The organism is Caenimonas soli (assembly GCF_013155545.1).
GTDB classification, from domain to species: domain Bacteria; phylum Pseudomonadota; class Gammaproteobacteria; order Burkholderiales; family Burkholderiaceae_C; genus Ramlibacter; species Ramlibacter soli.
This window is the reverse complement of the sequence record NZ_JABJVV010000005.1, coordinates 209,307-227,375: the sequence shown is the minus strand read 5'-3', so window position 1 is coordinate 227,375 and position 18,069 is coordinate 209,307. Positions and strand designations below refer to the sequence as shown.

Genomic DNA, 18,069 nt, shown 5'->3' with positions numbered 1-18,069 from the left:
CTCGGCGTCCTAAGCCTTGAGCCACTGCGCCGCGGTTTCTGCGGCGAACTCGAGATAGCTGCGCAGCGGCCGGCCCAGGAGCGTGGCGAGCCGATCCACATCCTTGCCCGTGGCCGCCATCCCGTCCTGCTGAAAGCGCTCCATCATCAGGCGCATGTCATAGGCCATCCAGCCCGGCGCGAAAGTCTTGAACTGCTGCTCGAAAGCAGCGGCGTCATTGCCCGCGTGGGGAATCGGCTTGCCCAGCACCTGGGACCAGATGCCGGCGACGGCCTCGCCGGTGAGCACGTCCGGGCCGACCAGGTTGATCACCTCGCGCGGCAGCGGGCCCGCTGATTCATTGCGACGCAGCAATTCCAGCGCGGCGGCTTCGGCGATGTCGCGTGTATCGATCATGGACAGGCCGATGCCGCCGATCGGCATCGGATAGACGCCATAGCCCAGGATCACGTCCTTCAGTGTCGCGTCGTTCTGCATGAAGTAGGCCGGCCGCAGGATGGTCGCCGGCAGGTCCAGCTGCTCGATCATGCGCTCAACGGTGTGCTTGCCGGTGAAGTGGGGCACGTTGGTGTAACGGTCGCTGTGCATGACGGACAGGTACACGATGCGTTCGATCCCTGCTTCGCGGGCGAGGTTCAGCGCGATCAGCGCCTGCGTTACTTCGTCTGGTGTGACGGCGTTGAGCAGGAACAAGGTGCGCGCCTTGGCCAATTCGGCACGCATGGAGTCGACGTCCATGAAGTCGCCCTGGACCACGGTGACCGCGTCGGAAAAATGGGCTTTGGCCGGCGTGCGGGCCAGGGCGTGGACGTTGGCGCCTTGGGCGGCGAGGCGGTTTACCAGCTGGGTGCCGATGGTGCCGGTGCTGCCGGTCACGAGAATTGTCATTTTGATTTACCTAAGGATGTGGATGGTGATGGCCCGCCCCCACGGACGGGCCTTGGCTTCAATCCCAGCGCAGGTGATAGCCGCGCTGGGCGTAGTCGAAGCCGACCAGCTCGCCCATGTGGGTGCCATGCACCAACGGGAGCTCGCTCGTCGCCTTGACGGCCGGTGCCGCGTAATACGCCCGGATTTCCTTGATGAGCCCACTGACGGGATCGAACTCGTACCATTCGTCGCCGCGTTGCGCGGTGCTGGTCTGGCGTTTCCAGTGGGTCCACTCCAGCACCGCTTCGGGCGAGTCGTGGCTGAACAGGATCTTCTCGATGGTCCAGTGCGAGCCGAGCGTCTCCACGCACCACTGCCACTTGCGCGCGATGGCGTCGGGGCCACGCCACGGCACTTCGGGCAAGCCGGGCGGGAAGTAGTGCACGGCGTCGGGGGTGAAGCAGCTGACCAGGGCGTCGTAGTCGGCGGCGTTGCACGCCACGTAGTAACGGCGCAGCAGCGCTTCCCAATCGGCGGGGCCGTATTTTCCGGCCATCACAGCTTGCCATCCTTCATCAGGGCGCGCGTGCGCGTCAGGGTGGAAAGCAGGGCGGCCTTGTAGCCGCGGTCCTCACTGTCCATCATGGCCTGCGCCTGCTTCTCCTGCTCGCTGCCCGGCGCCGCGCCCAGCAGGCCGAGGTAGGCGTAGAACTTCAGATGCAGCTCGCCGGACGAGTCCTCGAGGATCTCGTTGACGATGACGCCTTCGCGCGGGCTCTTGACCTGGTGGAATGACACCTTCGTCTTCGGCACGAAGCTGATGATCTCGGTGATGGGGTCGTTCATGATGACGGCCTCGCGCATGATGAAGGCGGGGTTGTCGACCACGACTTCGCATTGGGTGCAGGCGCCTGGCGGCAGAAACAGGCGGGCGTCGCGCGCCTTAAGCACCAGGCCGGCCCAGAGCTGGTCGCGCGTGAGCGGCTCTGCGCCGGGTGGGTTCACGGGTACGGTGGCAGTGGAGAAAATCATGGTGGCTTCCTTCGGTGCGTGAGACATTCATGATAGGCCGGTTCGCTGCTATCATTCATTAACAGTGAACATACTGATTATTTGTGAATGAGTTTCCCATGGCAACGAAGAAACCCGCAGTGAAAACCAAAGCATCCAAGGCGCAGGCCGAGCCGGCGCGCCCGCGCCAGGCCGGCATCCAGTCCATCGAGATCGGCATGGCGGTGGTCGAGGCGCTGGGACGCAGCGCCGCGCCCATGTCATTCAAGGAGCTGAGCCAGGCCACCGGCCTGGCGCCGAGCAAACTGCACAAGTACCTGGTGAGCTGGGTTCGCACAGGCATCTTCACGCAGTACCTCGCCACGGGCCGCTATGACTTCGGTGAGACGACGCGCAGGCTGGGGTTCGCGGCGATGAGCCGGCTGGACGAGTTCGCGGTGACCAGCGACTACCTGCTGCGCCTGCGCGATGAGACCGAGCTGACGGCGATGCTGGTGGTCTGGGGCGGCGACGGGCCGCGCGTGGTGCGCTGGGAGGCGGGCCTTCAGCCCCTGATGATCAACGTGCGCGTCGGCTCGACGGTTCCTCTGGGCAACACCGCCACGTCCTTGCTGTTCCTGGCCTACCTGCCGGACGCCATGACCCGGCCGGTGCTGGAGCTGCAGCGCAAGCAGCTCACGCCCGAAGAGCGCGGGCCCGAGATCACGCGGCAGGAACTGGAGCAGGTGCGTTCGCAGGCCTCAGTGGTCACGCGTTCGGCGCTGATCCGCGGCATCGACGCGATCTCGGCACCGGTCTTCAATGCCCAGGGCGCGTTGACGGCGGTGATCACGCTGCTGGGGCCGCACGAGCAGATGCGCGGGGCCACCGGTCGCAAGGCCCAGGCCGCGATCGAGGCGACATCGGCCTCGGTCACGCGCGCGCTCGGCGCCAAGGCCCCCGCGCCGATGGCCGCGTTCGGCTAGCGGCGACCGCTGGGCCGCGGCGTATTGCGGCCGGTAATTCCCTGAATTCACGGCGCTTGTTGGTGTTTGCCGCCGTGCCTCCCTAGACTGCGATCCGATCGACAGCCAAGGAACGCACGATGATTGAAACCGCACCCCCCGCGATACCCGAGATCGGCAAATCCATCACCGCGATGGGTCTGCGCACCAACTACCACGACGTCGGCGAGGGCCGGCCGGTGGTGTTGCTGCATGGCTCCGGACCGGGCGTCAGCGCCTGGGCGAACTGGCGCCTGACCATGCCGGTGCTGGCAAAGCAGTTCCGCGTGATCGCCATCGACCTGGCCGGGTATGGGCATACGGAACTGGATCCCTGTGCCGTCTACACGATGGACTATTGGGTCGCGCACCTGAAGGCGGTCCTGGACGCGCTCAAGCTCGACAAGGTCGCGTTCGTCGGCAACTCCTTCGGCGGCTTGCTCGCCGTGCGGTTCTGCCTGCGCTACCCCGAGCGGGTTTCGCGCATCGCCTGCATGGGTGCCAATCTGCTGGGTTTCCCCATCGGCAAGCCGCTCGATGAGCTGGCCTGGGGCTATGAGCCTTCGCGCGACAACATGAAACGGCTGCTGGAAGTCTTTCCCTACGACAAGTCCATCATCACCGACGCTTTGGTGGATGGCCGCTACCAGGCCAGCAACCGGCCAGCCTACCAGGCAGCCTATGCCGCCATGTTCCCGGCGCCGCGCCAGAAGGTGCTGGACGAGATGGTTCTCGAGGAGGCGCAGCTTTCGCAGCTGGCTTGCGAAACCCTGCTGATCCACGGCCGGGAGGATGCATTCGTGCCGCTGGACGTGAGTGTGCGCGCCCAGGCCGCGATCCCGCGCGCCCAGCTGCACACCTTCGGCCAGTGCGGGCACTGGGTGCAGATCGAGCATTCGCGCACATTCTGCGCGCTGCTGGAAACGTTCCTGGGCGCGCAGGACGCCAGGTAAGCACAGGCGCCGCGATGACTTACCGCCTCGCCGCCTTCACCCGCTTTGTCGCGCTGGTCGTCCTCGCGGCCATCTCATTGCAGCACGCGATCGCGGGCGGACCTCCGCTCGTGATCGGGCAGTCCTTGCCGCTGACAGGCTCCAGCTTCACCGCGGCCAACCGCATCGCGGCGGGGGCCAACGCGGCCGTGGCGGCGGCGAATGCCGCCGGGGGGATCAAGGGACGCCAGATCAAGTTGGTGACGCTGGATGACGCCAACGACCCGCGCCGGCACCAGGAAAACCTGCGCCGGCTCGCTGGCGAATGGAAGGCCGTGGCGCTGCTCAACTGCCTGGGCGACAAGCTTTGCCAGGCGGCCGCGGAGGCAGCCACGCAGCTCAAGGTGCCCTTGATCGGGCCGATCTCCGGCGCGCCGTCGCTGCGCTCGCCCAAGCTGCGCTACGTGTTCGGCATTCGCTCGGGCTACGATCGGGAAGCCCCGGCCTTGGCCCGGCAGATTCGCGCACTGGGTATCTCGCGCGCAGCCATCCTGTCCGATCAGGCGCCGGACGCCGAGCGCCCCAGCGCGCTCAGGGTAGCGTTCCAGGCTCAGGGGATCACGCTGTTGCCGGTGACCGTGGACACCATTGACACGCCCGCCGTCATGGCCGCGCTCGATCGGGTGGCCGCGGCCAAGGTTCAGGCACTGGTGGTGGACCTAAGCCCGGAGGCGCTGGACGAGATGGGCACGCTCAGGCCCGCGGAGCTGGATAAGGTGCCTTCGCTGCTCGCGGCGCTGGCCACGCCAGGCCTCACCTCCTTGAACAAGCTGTTCCCCGAGAAAGTCATCGGCTTCACCAGCGTCATGCCCAATCCGGAATTCCAGAGCCTGCAGCTGGTGCGCAACCTGTCGCGCGACGCCGAATCCTTTGGCGCCAATGCGTTGACCTTCGAAGGCCTGGAGGCCTACGTCAACACGCTGGTCTGCCTAGAGGCGATGCGCCGGGCGGGCTCGCTCGCCGGCGCACAGGACGTCGCCGAAGCGCTGGAGGTGTTGGGCGCCTGGGACATCGGCGGCATCCAGCTGGTGTTCAACCGCGAGCATCGCAGTGCCTCCGAATGGATCGACATCGGCATGCGTTCGCGCCAGGGCAACTTTCTGAAGTAGCGGGCGAAAAGCCGACTTGAACCACCATCGATCAGAAACACAAGGGAATACAAAAATGAGTTATCGGCTTTTGAGTTTTCGCGGCGACACGGGCGAGCCCGTTGCCGGCCTGCTGGTCCAGCAGGCGGTGTACACCGTGGCCGTGCTGCCGGGCCTGGCAGGCTACCGTAGCGTTGCGGACCTGTTGAACGACTGGACGCGCGCCCAACGGAAACTGAGCGACGCTGCAATGTCCATTGCCGCGTCGGGCACGCCGGGCATGGCGCTGGACCAGGTGCAACTGCTCCCGCCTGTTCCCAGCCCCGGCGCCGTGTTCTGTTCGGGCGGCAACTACACGGACCACGTCGAAGAGATGCGCGCGCTCAGCAAGCTGCCCGCCGAACTGACAATCGCCGACGTCTGCGGCGACTCGCCCTGGCACTTCGTCAAGACATCGCGCGGCTCGGTCGTCGGGCCCGGCAGCAGCGTCGCCAACCCCGGCGACTCGAAGATGCTGGATTGGGAACTGGAGTTGGTCGCCGTCATCGGCAAGCCCGCGCGGGCGGTTCCGGTCGATCGCGCGCTGGAGCATGTGGCGGGCTACATGATCGCCAACGACCTGTCGGCGCGCGACCGGGCGGTGCGGCCAGAAATCCACCAGTCAGTGCCGTTCCGGTGGGACTGGATGGCGCACAAGTGCTTCGATGGCTCGTTCCCCTGCGGGCCGTGGATCACCCCGGCCGAGGACATTCCGAACCCGCAGCAGCTGGCGATGAAGCTGTGGGTCAACGACCAGCTGATGCAGGACTCCAATACCAGCCGGATGATCTTCAGCGTCGCGCAGCAGATCGCCCATCTGTCCAGGCAGCTGACGCTCAACCCGGGCGACCTGATCTCCACCGGCACACCCGCTGGCGTGGGTTCCGGCCGCGGCCGCTTCTTGGCAAGGGGCGACGCGCTGCGGCTGGAGATCGAGCGCATCGGCGAGCTGCGCCACACCATCGCGGAGTAGGCATGGCCACGGAGCAGCAGCAGCGGACAGTGCGCCAGATGGCGCGCGCCCTGGGCCGCGCCGGCCTGTCGGGCGCCTTCGGGCATTGCAGCCTGCGGCTGGACGCGACGCATTTCCTGGTGTGCGCATCGCGGCCCATGGGACTCATCCGGCCCGGTGAGCGGGGCACCGTCGCCAAGGTAGAGGGACCGCTGCCCGAAGGCGTGTTCGGCGAGGTGCGGCTGCACCAACAGGTGTACCGGCGGCGCCCGGAAGTGCAGGCGGTGTGCCGCTTCACCTCGCCGCATGTGCTGGCACTCTCGGCCATGGGCATGGCGCCGGTGGCCCGGCATGGTTTCGGCGCGTATTTCCATCCGCAGGTTCCGTTCTTCCCGAATGCGAAGCTGGTGCGCGACGATCAGACCGCCGCGGATGTGGCCACGCTGATGGGAACTGCGCCCGCCATCGTGGTGAACGTCAACGGGGCCGTGACCGCCGGCACGTCGGCGCCGCAGGCGCTGGCGCTCGCCTGGTTGCTGGAGGAAGCCGCGCGGGTCGAGCTGGCCGTTGTCGCGTCGGGCATGGCGCAGACCGGTCCCCGGTTGGACGCCGTGACGGCCCGGGCGCGCGCGACCTGGGACGAAGGGCGCACCGCCGGACGGCTGTGGGAATATCTTTGCGATGGAGACCCGGAGTGAAGGACGAACTGGATCCGGAAAACCTGCGTGATGATTCCGGGCGACTGCAGCCGGCCTGGGCCGCGACGCTGGCGTCCTTCGTCGGGCTGACGCTCGGGCCCAGCACCATCCTGGTGTTCTGTTTCGGCAGCTTCGTTTCACCGCTGGAGAAGGAGTTCGGTTGGGGCGTCGGCGCCATCTCGCTCGGCGGAACGCTGATCGGGGTCATGGTGGTGGTCACGGCGCTGCTGGCGGGATGGATGATCGACAGGTTCGGGGCGCGCGTCCTGGTGCTCACGAGCATCCCGCTGTTCGGCGCGGGAGTCGGCGCACTCGCGTTCCTGCCTGCGAACATTGCCATGTTCTACGCGGGGCTGGCACTGGTCTCGCTGTTGGGCATCGGCATCTGGCCGGTTTCCTACAACAAGCTTGCCGCCGGCTGGTTCGACAGAAGACTGGGTTTGAGCCTCGGCATCGTCAATGCCGGCGTGGGCGTAGGAGCCGCCCTGCTGCCCATGCTGGTGGCGTACGTGATTGCCGCGCACGGCTGGCGCGCCGCCTATGCGGTGCTGGGCGTGCTGGCCATCGCGATCCCGTGGCCGGTTGCCGCGCTCCTGCTGCGGGAGCGCCGCCGCTATCCTTCGCTGCCGTCGCTGGTGGAAACCCGCCTGGAAGGCCTGACCCTGGGCCAGGCGACCGGTACCCGTGTGTTCTGGCTGTCTGCCGCCGGTTTCGCGATCCTGGGCGCGGCAAGCGGCGCCATCGTCTTTCACCAGGTCCGCATCCTCGTCGACGCCGGAATGGCCGTCGGCCAGGCAGGTGCCATGCAGTCGGTGCTGGGCCTGTCGCTGATTGTGGGCCGCGTGGGCACAGGATGGCTGCTCGACCACGTCAAGGTGCCCGTGTTGATGGCCGTGCTGTGCATCGTTGCGGCCGCCGCGCTCGCGCTGTATGCCCTTGGGCTGCCCTACAACACAGCGGCTGCCTGCGCCATCCTTGCCGGGCTGCTCATTGGGGCCGAATACGATGTGCTCGCCTTTTCGGTTGCGCGCTATTTCGGCCGGCAATCGTTCGGCGCCATCTACGCAGTGCTCCTGGCATCGATGCAGATCTCGGGCGCCGCCGCCGTCGCGGCCGTCGGCTATATGAGGAGTTCCTCCGGCGGGTATTCCAGCAGCTTGGCCGCGCTGGCCGCAAGCCTCATGCTTGCTTCATTCCTGTTCGCGCGGCTGGGGCCGTACCGATCGATGGTGACCGGGGCCCGACTCGCCGGAAGGTAAAGAGTGTGTGCTTTGGACGCACGAACCTGCGCTGTGCATGGAGAGGTGGCCGCCACCATGAAATGCCGCAAAGGTTTGAATTGATCAGATCCAAACCAAGCATGCCTGTCACTTCAGGTCGCTGACCTTGATGTTCTTCTCCTTGATGATCTTTCCCCACAAGGAGATGTCGTCGCGCTGGCGTTCGGCAAGTTGCGCGGGCGATCCACCAGAGGGCTCGATGCCGCCCGCAGCCAGCTGTGAACGGGCCTCCGGCGTTGCGAGCCAGGCGTTCACCTGTACGTTGAGGAGTTCGACGATACGGGGCGGGGTTCCCTTGGGAGCGAACAGCGCGAGCCACTGTTCCGCGGCATAGCCGGCGAATCCGATTTCCGACAAGGTCGGCACGTCGGGTGCCAGGGCGCTGCGCCGCGGCGACGTCACGCCCAGCATCTGGACGCTTCCGTCGCGGGCCGTCGCTACGGCCCAGCTCACCTGGGCCAGCGCCAGGTCGACGTGACCGCCCAGGACCGCGGCGTACGTCGGCGCGCCACCCTGGAAGGGAACGTGGTTCAGTTCGATGCCCGCCTGCTTTTCCAGCATGGCAAAGGCCAGGTGCGCAACGCTGCCGATCCCCCAGGTGCCGTAGCTGATCTTGCCCGGCGCCGCACGCGCGGCGTTGGTCAGCTCGGCCGCCGACTTCACCTTCAGGCCTTTGCGCGCAACCAGCACCATCGGCAAGCGCCCGATCTCGGCCGCGAGGGCGGGACTTGGAGCTACGCGAACATGGCCACAGCGAAAGCGGGCCAGCGCCAGCGACCGCGCTTTGGGATTGTGTGAAGTGCGTCGTCTCGTGCCAATCGCCTTTCATGGGCTCGTTCAGGCGATCCACGCCGAAACTCGGGAGACAATCTCACCCACTAGGGGAAAGCGTGTCTCTGAAGTCCTGTCTTGAATCGTTTCGCGCGGAGGCGGTAGTCTTCGCACGCCGGCCCCTGGTCCGCGAAGGAGCCCGTGATGCCGTACCGATGGCGATCGGGATCGCCGCATGGGGCGTTGTCGCGGGCGTCGCCATGGCCAAGAGCGGCATGGGCGTGCCGTTGGCCATCTTCATGTCCGTCCTCGTGTACGCCGGCTCCGCGCAGATCGCAGTACTGCCGCTCATCGCTGCCGATGCGCCGATGTGGGTGGTGTGGGCCACCACGCTGTGCGTCAGCTTGCGGTTCATGGCATTCAGCTTCCACTACCGTCCTTACTTCGCCCACCTGCCGCGCGGGCAGCGCGTCGCACTCAGCTTCCTGATGGGCGACACGAACTTCGCGCTTTTCATCCGCCGCTTTCCTGAACCGGTGCCAGGCTGCAGGCACGAGGAATACTTCGTGGGCAGCGCGCTGATGACATTCGCTGTGTGGCAAGTTTCGATCATCAGCGGGATCGTCGCGGGGCACGGGATTCCGGCCTCGTGGGGCCTCGGGTTCGCCGGGACGATGGCCCTTCTCGCGCTCACGTGCACGCAACTGCGCAGTCCGTCAAACTGGGCGGCTGCCGTGGTTGCTGCCTGCGCCGCGGTCGCGGCCTACGCGCTACCTCTGAAGTTGAACATCGTCGTCGCGATCGCGGCGGCGGTTGCGGTGGGCATCTTGGCTGATCATGCGCGGCCCGCGCGCAAGGGGGCGAAGTCGTGAGCGCGCTGGAAATCTTCATCACTTCGGTGGGCATGGCTGTCATCACGCTGTTGTGCCGTGCGTTCTTCCTGCTGTCGAAAGAAGACCTCCCGATGCCGCGGTGGCTGCGCGAGGGGCTTCGGTATGCCCCGACGGCAGCCCTTGCGGCCGTCGTGGCGCCGGAACTGGTTATCACACAGGGACACCTGATCCACACTTGGCGCGACGCGCGCATCTTCGGCGCCCTGGCTGGCCTGGCTTTCTATGCGTGGCGGCGCAGCCTGTTCGGCACAATCGTTTGTGGCACCGTGGTCATGCTGGCTTTGCGGTTCCAGTTGGGGTGGTAGGGGTGACTGCCTTCGGCTCATTTGCTGCGCTCGACGACAACATGCACCGTGAGCTCGCAGCCAGCGCGGGCTCGAGAATACCGGGCACCTTGCGCACCCCCGGCCAGCGGTCCCGGGCACCGTAGCTGGCGACGATCGGGCAGGCGCGCGGCAGCGCGCGCTTGGAATCGGGGGTGAGCCCACCATCAGCGCAAGTCCGCCGCCCATGCAGAAGCCGATGACGCCGGTCTGACCGGTGCATTCTTTGCGTGCGGCGAGCCAGGCACGGGCGGCGTCCAGGTCAGGCAGAGGATGGGTCGGATCGCGGATGGCAGCGAACAGGCATGTCCACCGCTTGCCCCAGTAGAACAAGTTCGGCGCAAGGGCGAGGAAGCCTTCGGACGCGAGCCAGTCTGCTTGCTCATGCAGGTCGCGGGTTACACCTGCTGCATCATGGATGACCACCACGCCCGGCCACCGACCTGAGCCAACGCAGCCTGCTGTGCCCCGGCAACCGCAGAGGCCTGTACCCTTTCCGAACTTGCCGTCAAGCCTTCGCGGGTTGATCGTCGCCGCGAATGACCAACACAGGCACCGGCGCTGATCGAACGATCTGCTCGGCGCCGCTACCCAGCAGCACGCGACCGATTCCACGGCGGCCGTGGGTGCCAACCACGATCAGGTCGGCCTCCCATTGCCTCGCCTCGCTTGCGATCGCCTCTCCCAGTCGGACGCCTGGATCTTCGACCAGCTGCTGCTCGGCCGTCACGCCAGCTGACTGGGCCATAGCAGCTGCGCTATCCAATACCTTCGATGCCTGCTCGCGCGCCAGCGTAAGGGCGTCACCGCGGTACTCGTAACCCCAGAGATAGGCCAGCTCGTCCAGCGAATGCACTAGACGGACACGGCCGCCGCTTGCGCGCGCTAGCTGTAGAGCAATCACCAAGGCCTTGTTTGCCGTTTCGCTTCCGTCTATGGGAATGAGGACTCGCCTAAACATGAGTATCTCCTGGTGATTGAGGTTCCAGTATTGGCTTGGCGCATACGGGCAGCATTGACGAAGGTCAAACGCGTAGAAGGAAATTGGGTTCACCATCGTGAGCCGTTCCCGGCAACAGTTCGGCTTGCTAACGACCAGGCCCACGGACCATGAAACCGCAACCGCGTAACCCGAGCAGCATGCAAACGCCAACGCCGGCGCGCGATGGTCTGCCTGGGCTGACTCGGGCCACTGTTCTGAGCGGGGTGCGCGCCTTCATGGCGAGCGCGGCACTTGTTGTCGCAGGGCTGGCCCATTCAGGGTCTTCGCTATCCGCGGTCTGCACCCCCCAATCAACTACTGAGTCGTCGTCTCGTGGGTTTGTTCAGGCGACGTTGCGCAATGCCCCTTCGGTGGTCAGCGTCGTCGTTCTGCGCGCCCGCCGCGACCCACTGGAGGACATCGAAGGCTTCGACTTCTTCCATGCCGTGTCCGGCCTGCCATTGGGGGACGGGGCCGGCGCAACGCTGGAGCGCTCGACCTCTTCCGGCTTCGTGATCGGCGCTGATGGCTACATCCTCACCAATGCTCACGGAGTGTTCGACGCACGAGAAACGTGGGTGGTCACCACAGACGGGCGCCGCTTCAGGGCAGGTATTGTGGGACTGGACCGAAGCAGCGACGTTGCATTGCTGAAAATCAGTGCCTCTGGTCTTGCAGTGGCGCAGGTGGCGTCACTCGGACATGTTTGCCCTGGCGAATGGGTGGCAGCCTTGGGCGCTCCGTTCGGTTTCGATCACAGCCTCACGGTGGGCATCGTGAGCGCCTACCCGAGATTTCTGCCCGGCGGCGGCGCAGGAATGCCGCTTATCCAGTCGGACGTCGTCCTGAACCCCGGCAGTTCCGGCGGGCCGCTATTTAACACCGACGGTCTGGTGGTGGGAATGAATTCGATGATCTTTTCGGCCAGTGGCATCTATATCGGGGTTTCGTTTTCATTGCCGATAGACCGGGTAATGCGCATAGCCGCCGGATTCCGCTCGGGCACGCCACGCGGCCACGTAGGGCTCAGGACTCAGCCCGTGACGCCGGAACTGGGTCAGGCCTTTGGCCTTGCACAGCCGCGAGGCGCCCTGGTGACGCGGGTGAGTGCCGGCAGCCCGGCCGAGGAGGCAGGGCTTCGCAGCGGAGACATCCTGCTCGCTGTCGACGGGAAGAGTTTCGATTCGCAGTTGGAGTTCGAGGAGGCCATCGGGGGCGCTCGACCCGGGGCTGTGCTCGCGTTGCAGGTTTGGCGCCACAAGGCATTGCAGCGAGTGGCAGTCAAGGTCACTGCGCCGACCAGCGACTTGCCGCCACCGGGCGCCCCGGTGCCGGCCGGCGATGCGGCACGCCTTGGGCTGGTGTTGTCGCCTGTGAGCGCAACGAAGGGCATGCCGGCCGGCGCCTACGTCGAAACGGCATCCGGCGCTGGATTGCTCGCCGGGATCGAACCAGGCGACAGGATCACCGCCGTCAACGGCATCGATGTCGCAAGCTCCGGCGATTTCGACACGGCGCTCGAGTCCATCGGCAAGAGCAAGGTGGTGGCGCTGCTTGTGGCGCGTGGCCCGGCCAGGATCTACATTCCGGTGATCCGGCACGATCAATAGCCAGCGCGAATCGCCGAAGCCGACGCGCGCGCCAGGAACTTGCGCAGCTCCTCCGCCGCCAACACGGCGCTGGCCAGTCCGGCCAGGAGCAGCACTACTGGAACCGGCAGCGCAACCGTGTGGAACAGCGTGTTCATGGCGGGAACATAGATCACGGCAAGCTGCAAAATCACGGACGCGGCCAGCCCGACCACCAGCCAGCGATTGCGGAACAGACCCGTCCCCAGGGCGGTTCGGGAGGGGGACTGGCAGTTCAGCACGTTGAACCACTGGCACATGGCCAGCAGCGTGAACGTTTCGGTGCGGGCCTGCGCCAGGTCCGTGTCCATTCCCATGCGCCAGACGAACCAGCCGAAAGTGACCGTCACCGTCACCAACGCCATCAGCGCGACGCGGCGCAGCATCCCGCGGTCGACCAGCGGATCGTCCCGGGGCACGGGCTTGCGCCTCATCTCGTCGCCGTCTGCCGGTTGCATCACCAGGTTCACCGTGAGGGTGCCCTCTGTGACGATGTTGATCCACAGGATCTGCACCGCCGCCAACGGCAGCGGAAAACCGGCAAGGAGCGCCAGCAGCAACAGCGCGACCTCGTCGATGGAAGTCGCGAACAGGTAGAGGATGACCTTCTTCAGGTTGCCGTAGACCACGCGCCCCTGTTCAACCGCGCGAACGATGGTGGCGAAATTGTCGTCGGTGATCACAATGCGGGCCGCGCTTTTGGCGACCTCGGTGCCGGTGATGCCCATGGCCACGCCCACATCCGCGCGTGCCAAAGCCGGCGCGTCGTTGACGCCGTCGCCGGTCATTGCCACCACCTCGCCGCGGGCCTGCAGCGCCTCCACGATGCGCAGCTTTTGCGCCGGGCGCACGCGGGCGAACACCGCAATGCCGGGCAGTTCGTCGCGCAACTCCGCCTCGCCCATGCGCTCGAGCTCGGTCCCGTCTACCGCGCGGTCGCCGTCGCGTGCAATGCCCAGCGCTCGCGCAATGGCCAGGCCAGTGAGCTTGTGGTCGCCCGTGACCATGACCGGCCGGATGCCGGCCGCCCGGCAGTCCGCGACCGCCGCCTTGGCCTCGTCCCGCGGCGGATCGATCTGGCCGGCCAGTCCCAGCAACCGTGCCCTTCCGATCAGTGCGTCGAAGCCGGCCACCGGATCCAGCGTACCGTCCTCCACCACAGCGAATGCCAGCACGCGCAGGGCCTGCGCCGCCATCTCGTCTGCCGCCTCCCGGGCGGTGCGCAGCGTTTCGGGCGCGGCGCCGGCGCACAGGCGCAGCACAGCCTCCGGCGCGCCCTTGACGATGACCCGGCGCGGGGCGCCATGCAGCCTGTGGCGGGTCGCCATCAGCTTGGCGTCCGAATCAAAAGGCAGCTCCGCTTCGCGCGGTGCCAGCTCGCGCAGCGGTTCCAGGTCGATTCCGGCCTTGGCCGCGAGCACCAGCAAGGCGCCTTCGGTGGGATCGCCCACCACAGCCCAGCCGTTGTGGCCATCCCGCGGCGGCAAGATCTGCGCATCGTTGCACAGCACCGCAGCCTCCAACAACGAAGCCAGCGCCGGCGCTTGCGCATCCACCGGTGCGCCGGCCTCGGACAATTCTCCTTGCGGCCGGTAGCCGATGCCGGACACATCGATACGGCGCGCCGTCTGGCCTCCCGCAGGGGGAAGCCACAGTGCCGTCACCGTCATCTCGTTGCGCGTCAGGGTGCCCGTCTTGTCGCTGCAGATCACGGTGGTGGAGCCCAGCGTCTCCACGGCGGACAGCCGGCGGATGATGACGCCGCGTGCAGCCATCCGCTGCATGCCCACCGCCAGCGCGATGGTCATCGCCACCGGCAGTCCCTCGGGCACCATGGAGACCATCTGGCTGATGGCCACCATCAACACCTCGGAAAGGGGTAGCTCGCGCCACACGCCGAGCAACACGACCAGGACAAACAGGGCGAATGCCGCGGCAACGAGCACCCGGCCGAATTGGCCGATGCGCTCCTGCAGCGGCGTCTGAGGTTCGGCGGCGTTCTGGGTCAGGCCCGCGATGCGCCCGACCTCCGTATGCGGCCCTGTCGCTACGACCACGCCAATCCCGCGCCCCGCGGTGAGGTAGGTCCCGGAATAGACCATGTTGCGACGATCGGCGAGGCTGGTTGCTTCGGGCAGCGGGGCAGCCGACTTGGATACCGGCACCGACTCGCCCGTGAGCGCGGCTTCGGCCGCCTGCAACTGGGATTCTTCGAGCAGGCGGGCGTCGGCGCCGACCGCATCGCCCGCAGCCAGCAGCACGATGTCTCCCGGCACCAGGTGGCGCGCTTCCACCATGCTCTCGCGGCCATTGCGCAGCACGCGCACCTGTACGGCAGCCAGGCGCCGCAGCGCGGCCATCGATCGCTCCGCCCGCCCTTCCTGGAAGGTTCCGATCAGCGCGTTGGCCAGCACCACCGCCAGGATGACACCAGCATCGCCATGGTGGCCGAGCGCCACGGCCATCAAGGCGGCGGCGAACAGGATATAGATCAGAGGGCTGGCGAACTGCCGCGCGAACAGGCGCCAGACGGGCCGGGGCGGTGGCTCCGGCAGTGCGTTGGGCCCATGGGCCCTGCGCCGTGCCTCGACCTGCTCCCCAGTGAGGCCGTCGTTCGCGCGGACTGCAAGGCGGCGCAGAACATCCCTGGCGGACAGCGCATGCCAGTGATCCTCGGCCGACCTGTCACAGAGGTCGGCCGAGAGAGCGGCTACCTCAGTGGGCGAGGAGGCTGCCATCGATCGGGTAGTGAGCACCGGTTCCACCCGCTTTGCAGATCAGGCCGACCGGCTCTTCCCCACCCGCGGAATTGGTGTCGGACACGACGACCTTGGCGCCGGCGGCGGCATAGGCGAGGGCAACGGCACGGCCAATCCCCGACGAGGCCCCGGTGACCATGGCGACTTTGGATGAAAGCATGGAGAGCTCCTTGATGTTTTCATCCTAATGCACGCCCGGGCCGCGAGCACTTGACGAAGATCACACGCTCGCGTCCTGTCAGCGCAAGGTTCGGTCCGATGGTTCTGCTTGACATGGGTCAACTGGCGACGTCGCGGCATCCGCTAGGCTGAAACTGTCATGAATATCCTGAAGGATCCACAGTCGTACCGTCGAGCCGCGAAGGGTGCCCTCTGGGTTGCTGCAGGTGTCGCTATCCTGCTGGGCTTTGGCTGGTTCGCGAGCCGCAGCGGACCGCTCGCATCCACCAGGGTGACGCTGGCGCAGGTGGTGGAAGGTACGCTCGAACCTTCGCTCTTCGGCATCGGTGTCGTGGAGGCAAGGCGCGCATACTTCATCGGCCCGACGACAGCCGGGCGGGTGCAGCGCGTGCTGGTCGATGTCGGCGACCACGTCCGGGCCGGCCAATTGCTCGCCGAGATGGACGCGGTGGACCTGGATGCCCGGCTGGCGTCTTCATCAGCCGCGGTCGCCCGCGCCCGGAGCGCCGTGGCCGCGGCGCAGGCCCAGGTGCGCGATGCGCACAGCCGCCTGGCCCTGGCCGAGGGCGACGCCGCACGCTATGTCGACCTGGGCCGGCAGAACTTCGTCAGCATCAGCGTCGTGGACGCCAAACTGCAACTGCTGCATTCGGCGCGAGCCCAGCTGGCGGCTGTGGAGTCGGCGTTGGCCGGCGCGCGCGAGGACCAGGTCCGTCTGGAGGCGGAGCGGGAGGCTGCGCGGCAGCAACGCGGCAACATCCGGCTGCAGGCGCCCTTCGACGGCATCGTGACGGCGCGCGTCGCCGAGCCCGGATCCACCGTCGTGGCCGGCCAGGCCGTGATCAAACTGTTCGACCCGGGCAGCCTCTGGGTCACGAGCCGGCTGGACCAGAGCCGCGCCGCGGGCCTCGGCCCGGGTTTGCCCGTCCAGATCACGTTGCGCTCCAGCTCGCACGCCCCCGTGCCGGGCAGGGTCGCGCGCATCGATCCCGCGAGCGACAGCATTACCGAGGAGCGCATCGCTCAAGTCACTTTTGACAGCCCGCCGGCAGGCTTGTCGACTGGCGAAATGGCCGAGGTGCTGGTGAGACTGCCCGCCGTGCATGGTGCGCTGCTGGTTTCCAATGCCGCGCTAAGGCAACGCGGTGCCCACACTGGCGTATGGGCGCACCAGGAAGGCAAGCTTCGCTTCGTCAGCATCGATGTCGGTGCCGAGGGTGACAACGGCATGCTGCAGGTCACTCGCGGGCTGAAGGCCGGCGACGCCGTGGTGATTCACAGCGAAGCCGAGTTGGGCGAGGGCAGCCGGGTCCGGGTCGTCGATTCGCTGATCGGCGGCCCGCAGTGATCAGCCTGGCCGGCCGGGACATCCTGCACTCGCGGGGAAAGTTTGTCCTCACCGGGATCGGCCTGGGACTGCTGATCGGCGTCACGCTGACTTTCGCCGGCGTCTACCGCGGCATGGTGGATGACGCCAAGGTTCTGCTGAACAACAGCGGCGCCGACCTCTGGGTGGTGCAGAAGGATACGCAGGGCCCCTATGTGGAATCGTCCAGCCTGCGCGACGATGTGTACCGGGACGTGCTCGGGCTGCCGGGCGTGGCGCGGGCCGCGAATGTGACCTACCAGACCCTTCAGGTGCGCGGTAGCGCCGGGGACGTCCGGGCCATGGTGGTGGGTTTCGAGCCGGGCCAGCCTGGCGAGCCCACCCACCTGGTGGCCGGCCGGCGCACGACCCGCAGCCACTATGAGGCCCTCGCCGATGTCAGGACCGGGTTCTGGCTGGGTGAGCGCATCCGCATCCGCCGCCACATCTACACCGTGGTGGGCCTGACCCGCCGCACGGTGTCCTCCGGCGGGGACCCCATGGTGTTCATTGCCCTCAAGGATGCGCAGCAGGCGCAGTTCCTCAAGGACAACGATGCCATCGTGAGCGAGCGGGAGCGCATCGCCGGCAATCCGGCTTTTGACCGGCCGGGCCTGCCGGGTCTGCTGGAGGCCGTCACCGCATTGCAGACCAGCAGCCACCAGGTCAACGCCGTGCTGGTGCGCATGGCTGAAGGGCGGTCCGCCGACGTGCTGGCACAGACCATCCGGCGCTGGAAACACTTGCAGGCCTATTCACGCGCGGAGATGGAGGAGCTGCTGGTCGCCAAGCTGATCGCCACGGCGGCCAGGCAGATCGGCATGTTCCTCGTCATCCTGGCGGTCGTGAGCGCGGCGATCGTGGCCTTCATCATCTATACGATGACCCTGGGGAAGTTGCGCGAAATCGCAGTCCTCAAGCTGATCGGCACACATGACAGGACGATCGCCTCGATGATCCTGCAGCAGGCGCTCGGGCTGGGCGTGATCGGCTTCATCGTCGGCAAGCTGGCCGCCAGCGCGTGGGCGCCGCTGTTTCCCAAGTACGTGCTTCTCGAGAGCGGCGATGCCGTAACAGGTTTTGCCATGGTGATGGCCGTGTGCGCGCTGGCCAGCACCCTGGGCATCCGCGCGGCCCTGAATGTCGACCCGGCTGCGGCCATCGGCGGCTGACATGACCCCCACGCTCCCCGCTTCGCGTGGTTCGCTGCCCCCCGAGGGGGCTTCAGCCTCCTTGAGGCGGCTCGGCGGAGGC

At 66.8% G+C, this 18,069-nt stretch carries 18 protein-coding genes and 1 pseudogene; 11 read left to right on the top strand and 8 right to left on the bottom strand.

Translation table 11 applies throughout. The annotated features are described in order from the left end of the window. Nucleotides 1-9 precede the first annotated feature (9 nt). The 3 genes from HNE04_RS09785 to HNE04_RS09775 are packed head-to-tail and all read right to left on the bottom strand — an operon-like array spanning nucleotide 10 to nucleotide 1,902. Nucleotides 10-888, bottom strand: a complete 879-nt coding sequence (locus tag HNE04_RS09785) for an SDR family oxidoreductase (RefSeq protein ID WP_172218345.1) — start codon at nucleotides 886-888, stop codon at nucleotides 10-12. A gap of 58 nt (nucleotides 889-946) precedes the next feature. After that, nucleotides 947-1,426, bottom strand: a complete 480-nt coding sequence (locus HNE04_RS09780) for a nuclear transport factor 2 family protein (protein ID WP_172218344.1) — start codon at nucleotides 1,424-1,426, stop codon at nucleotides 947-949. Continuing rightward, on the bottom strand, nucleotides 1,426-1,902 hold the full coding sequence (locus HNE04_RS09775) for an SRPBCC family protein (protein ID WP_172218343.1): 477 nt from the start codon (nucleotides 1,900-1,902) through the stop codon (nucleotides 1,426-1,428). The genes HNE04_RS09780 and HNE04_RS09775 overlap by 1 nt, the downstream gene beginning before the upstream one ends. 119 nt (nucleotides 1,903-2,021) lie before the next feature. Here HNE04_RS09775 and HNE04_RS09770 point away from each other — a divergent pair, with 119 nt between their 5' ends. The 6 genes from HNE04_RS09770 (at nucleotide 2,022) to HNE04_RS09745 (ending at nucleotide 7,892) form a co-directional block, all read left to right on the top strand. Beyond that, nucleotides 2,022-2,846, top strand: coding sequence for an IclR family transcriptional regulator (locus HNE04_RS09770; protein WP_172218342.1), 825 nt, complete (start codon nucleotides 2,022-2,024; stop codon nucleotides 2,844-2,846). A gap of 119 nt (nucleotides 2,847-2,965) precedes the next feature. Beyond that, the gene (locus tag HNE04_RS09765; RefSeq protein ID WP_172218341.1) at nucleotides 2,966-3,817 is read left to right on the top strand and encodes an alpha/beta fold hydrolase; all 852 of its coding nucleotides are present in this window, start codon (nucleotides 2,966-2,968) and stop codon (nucleotides 3,815-3,817) included. Between the two features lie 14 nt (nucleotides 3,818-3,831). Continuing rightward, on the top strand, nucleotides 3,832-4,965 hold the full coding sequence (locus HNE04_RS09760; RefSeq protein WP_172218340.1) for an ABC transporter substrate-binding protein: 1,134 nt from the start codon (nucleotides 3,832-3,834) through the stop codon (nucleotides 4,963-4,965). A 55-nt stretch (nucleotides 4,966-5,020) separates the two neighbouring features. Continuing rightward, nucleotides 5,021-5,956, top strand: a complete 936-nt coding sequence (locus HNE04_RS09755; RefSeq protein WP_172218339.1) for a fumarylacetoacetate hydrolase family protein — start codon at nucleotides 5,021-5,023, stop codon at nucleotides 5,954-5,956. Between the two features lie 2 nt (nucleotides 5,957-5,958). Beyond that, complete coding sequence (locus HNE04_RS09750) at nucleotides 5,959-6,633, top strand: class II aldolase/adducin family protein (RefSeq protein WP_172218338.1); 675 nt, start codon at nucleotides 5,959-5,961, stop codon at nucleotides 6,631-6,633. Then, a complete protein-coding gene (locus HNE04_RS09745) occupies nucleotides 6,630-7,892 on the top strand; it encodes an MFS transporter (RefSeq protein WP_172218337.1) in 1,263 nt (420 codons plus the stop codon). The genes HNE04_RS09750 and HNE04_RS09745 overlap by 4 nt, the downstream gene beginning before the upstream one ends. Before the next feature lie 108 nt (nucleotides 7,893-8,000). On the opposite strand, the gene HNE04_RS09740 is transcribed toward HNE04_RS09745, so the two are convergent. Continuing rightward, complete coding sequence (locus HNE04_RS09740) at nucleotides 8,001-8,621, bottom strand: tripartite tricarboxylate transporter substrate binding protein (RefSeq protein ID WP_328700304.1); 621 nt, start codon at nucleotides 8,619-8,621, stop codon at nucleotides 8,001-8,003. Nucleotides 8,622-8,803: 182 nt separating this feature from the next. On the opposite strand from HNE04_RS09740, the gene HNE04_RS09735 reads away from it, so the two are divergent. Continuing rightward, entirely contained in the window at nucleotides 8,804-9,556 is a 753-nt protein-coding gene (locus tag HNE04_RS09735; RefSeq protein ID WP_328700299.1) for an AzlC family ABC transporter permease, read from the top strand. Beyond that, complete coding sequence (locus HNE04_RS09730) at nucleotides 9,553-9,882, top strand: AzlD domain-containing protein (protein WP_172218334.1); 330 nt, start codon at nucleotides 9,553-9,555, stop codon at nucleotides 9,880-9,882. The genes HNE04_RS09735 and HNE04_RS09730 overlap by 4 nt, the downstream gene beginning before the upstream one ends. Nucleotides 9,883-10,071: 189 nt before the next feature. Here the strand turns inward: HNE04_RS09730 and HNE04_RS28525 are convergent. Then, nucleotides 10,072-10,515, bottom strand: a pseudogene (locus HNE04_RS28525) (dienelactone hydrolase family protein); the annotation flags it as partial. Next, entirely contained in the window at nucleotides 10,409-10,957 is a 549-nt protein-coding gene (locus HNE04_RS09720) for a universal stress protein (RefSeq protein ID WP_328700298.1), read from the bottom strand. The gene HNE04_RS09720 and the pseudogene HNE04_RS28525, both read right to left, overlap by 107 nt. Before the next feature lie 296 nt (nucleotides 10,958-11,253). Here HNE04_RS09720 and HNE04_RS09715 point away from each other — a divergent pair, with 296 nt between their 5' ends. Then, entirely contained in the window at nucleotides 11,254-12,492 is a 1,239-nt protein-coding gene (locus HNE04_RS09715; RefSeq protein ID WP_172218333.1) for a trypsin-like peptidase domain-containing protein, read from the top strand. Here the strand turns inward: HNE04_RS09715 and HNE04_RS09710 are convergent. Together HNE04_RS09710 and HNE04_RS09705 are read right to left on the bottom strand one after the other, a co-directional pair. After that, entirely contained in the window at nucleotides 12,486-15,248 is a 2,763-nt protein-coding gene (locus tag HNE04_RS09710) for a cation-translocating P-type ATPase (RefSeq protein ID WP_172218332.1), read from the bottom strand. The two genes, HNE04_RS09715 and HNE04_RS09710, sit on opposite strands and share 7 nt — an antisense overlap. Continuing rightward, a complete protein-coding gene (locus HNE04_RS09705) occupies nucleotides 15,226-15,429 on the bottom strand; it encodes an SDR family NAD(P)-dependent oxidoreductase (protein ID WP_172218331.1) in 204 nt (67 codons plus the stop codon). The genes HNE04_RS09710 and HNE04_RS09705 overlap by 23 nt, the downstream gene beginning before the upstream one ends. 159 nt (nucleotides 15,430-15,588) lie before the next feature. On the opposite strand from HNE04_RS09705, the gene HNE04_RS09700 reads away from it, so the two are divergent. Together HNE04_RS09700 and HNE04_RS09695 are read left to right on the top strand one after the other, a co-directional pair. Then, complete coding sequence (locus HNE04_RS09700) at nucleotides 15,589-16,797, top strand: efflux RND transporter periplasmic adaptor subunit (RefSeq protein ID WP_172218330.1); 1,209 nt, start codon at nucleotides 15,589-15,591, stop codon at nucleotides 16,795-16,797. Continuing rightward, nucleotides 16,794-17,987, top strand: a complete 1,194-nt coding sequence (locus HNE04_RS09695; protein ID WP_172218329.1) for an ABC transporter permease — start codon at nucleotides 16,794-16,796, stop codon at nucleotides 17,985-17,987. Before HNE04_RS09700 ends, HNE04_RS09695 begins: the two co-directional genes overlap by 4 nt. Nucleotides 17,988-18,069 lie beyond the last annotated feature (82 nt).

What these genes read in the sequence shown, in the direction of transcription:
- HNE04_RS09780 (WP_172218344.1), bottom strand. Translation starts at nt 1,426, where the DNA reads ATGGCCGGAAAATACGGCCCCGCCGATTGGGAAGCGCTGCTGCGCCGT.
- HNE04_RS09700 (WP_172218330.1), top strand. Translation starts at nt 15,589, where the DNA reads ATGAATATCCTGAAGGATCCACAGTCGTACCGTCGAGCCGCGAAGGGT.
- HNE04_RS09760 (WP_172218340.1), top strand. Translation starts at nt 3,832, where the DNA reads ATGACTTACCGCCTCGCCGCCTTCACCCGCTTTGTCGCGCTGGTCGTC.
- HNE04_RS09710 (WP_172218332.1), bottom strand. Translation starts at nt 15,248, where the DNA reads ATGGCAGCCTCCTCGCCCACTGAGGTAGCCGCTCTCTCGGCCGACCTC.
- HNE04_RS09755 (WP_172218339.1), top strand. Translation starts at nt 5,021, where the DNA reads ATGAGTTATCGGCTTTTGAGTTTTCGCGGCGACACGGGCGAGCCCGTT.
- HNE04_RS09775 (WP_172218343.1), bottom strand. Translation starts at nt 1,902, where the DNA reads ATGATTTTCTCCACTGCCACCGTACCCGTGAACCCACCCGGCGCAGAG.
- HNE04_RS09765 (WP_172218341.1), top strand. Translation starts at nt 2,966, where the DNA reads ATGATTGAAACCGCACCCCCCGCGATACCCGAGATCGGCAAATCCATC.
- HNE04_RS09705 (WP_172218331.1), bottom strand. Translation starts at nt 15,429, where the DNA reads ATGCTTTCATCCAAAGTCGCCATGGTCACCGGGGCCTCGTCGGGGATT.
- HNE04_RS09720 (WP_328700298.1), bottom strand. Translation starts at nt 10,957, where the DNA reads ATGGTGAACCCAATTTCCTTCTACGCGTTTGACCTTCGTCAATGCTGC.
- HNE04_RS09750 (WP_172218338.1), top strand. Translation starts at nt 5,959, where the DNA reads ATGGCCACGGAGCAGCAGCAGCGGACAGTGCGCCAGATGGCGCGCGCC.
- HNE04_RS09785 (WP_172218345.1), bottom strand. Translation starts at nt 888, where the DNA reads ATGACAATTCTCGTGACCGGCAGCACCGGCACCATCGGCACCCAGCTG.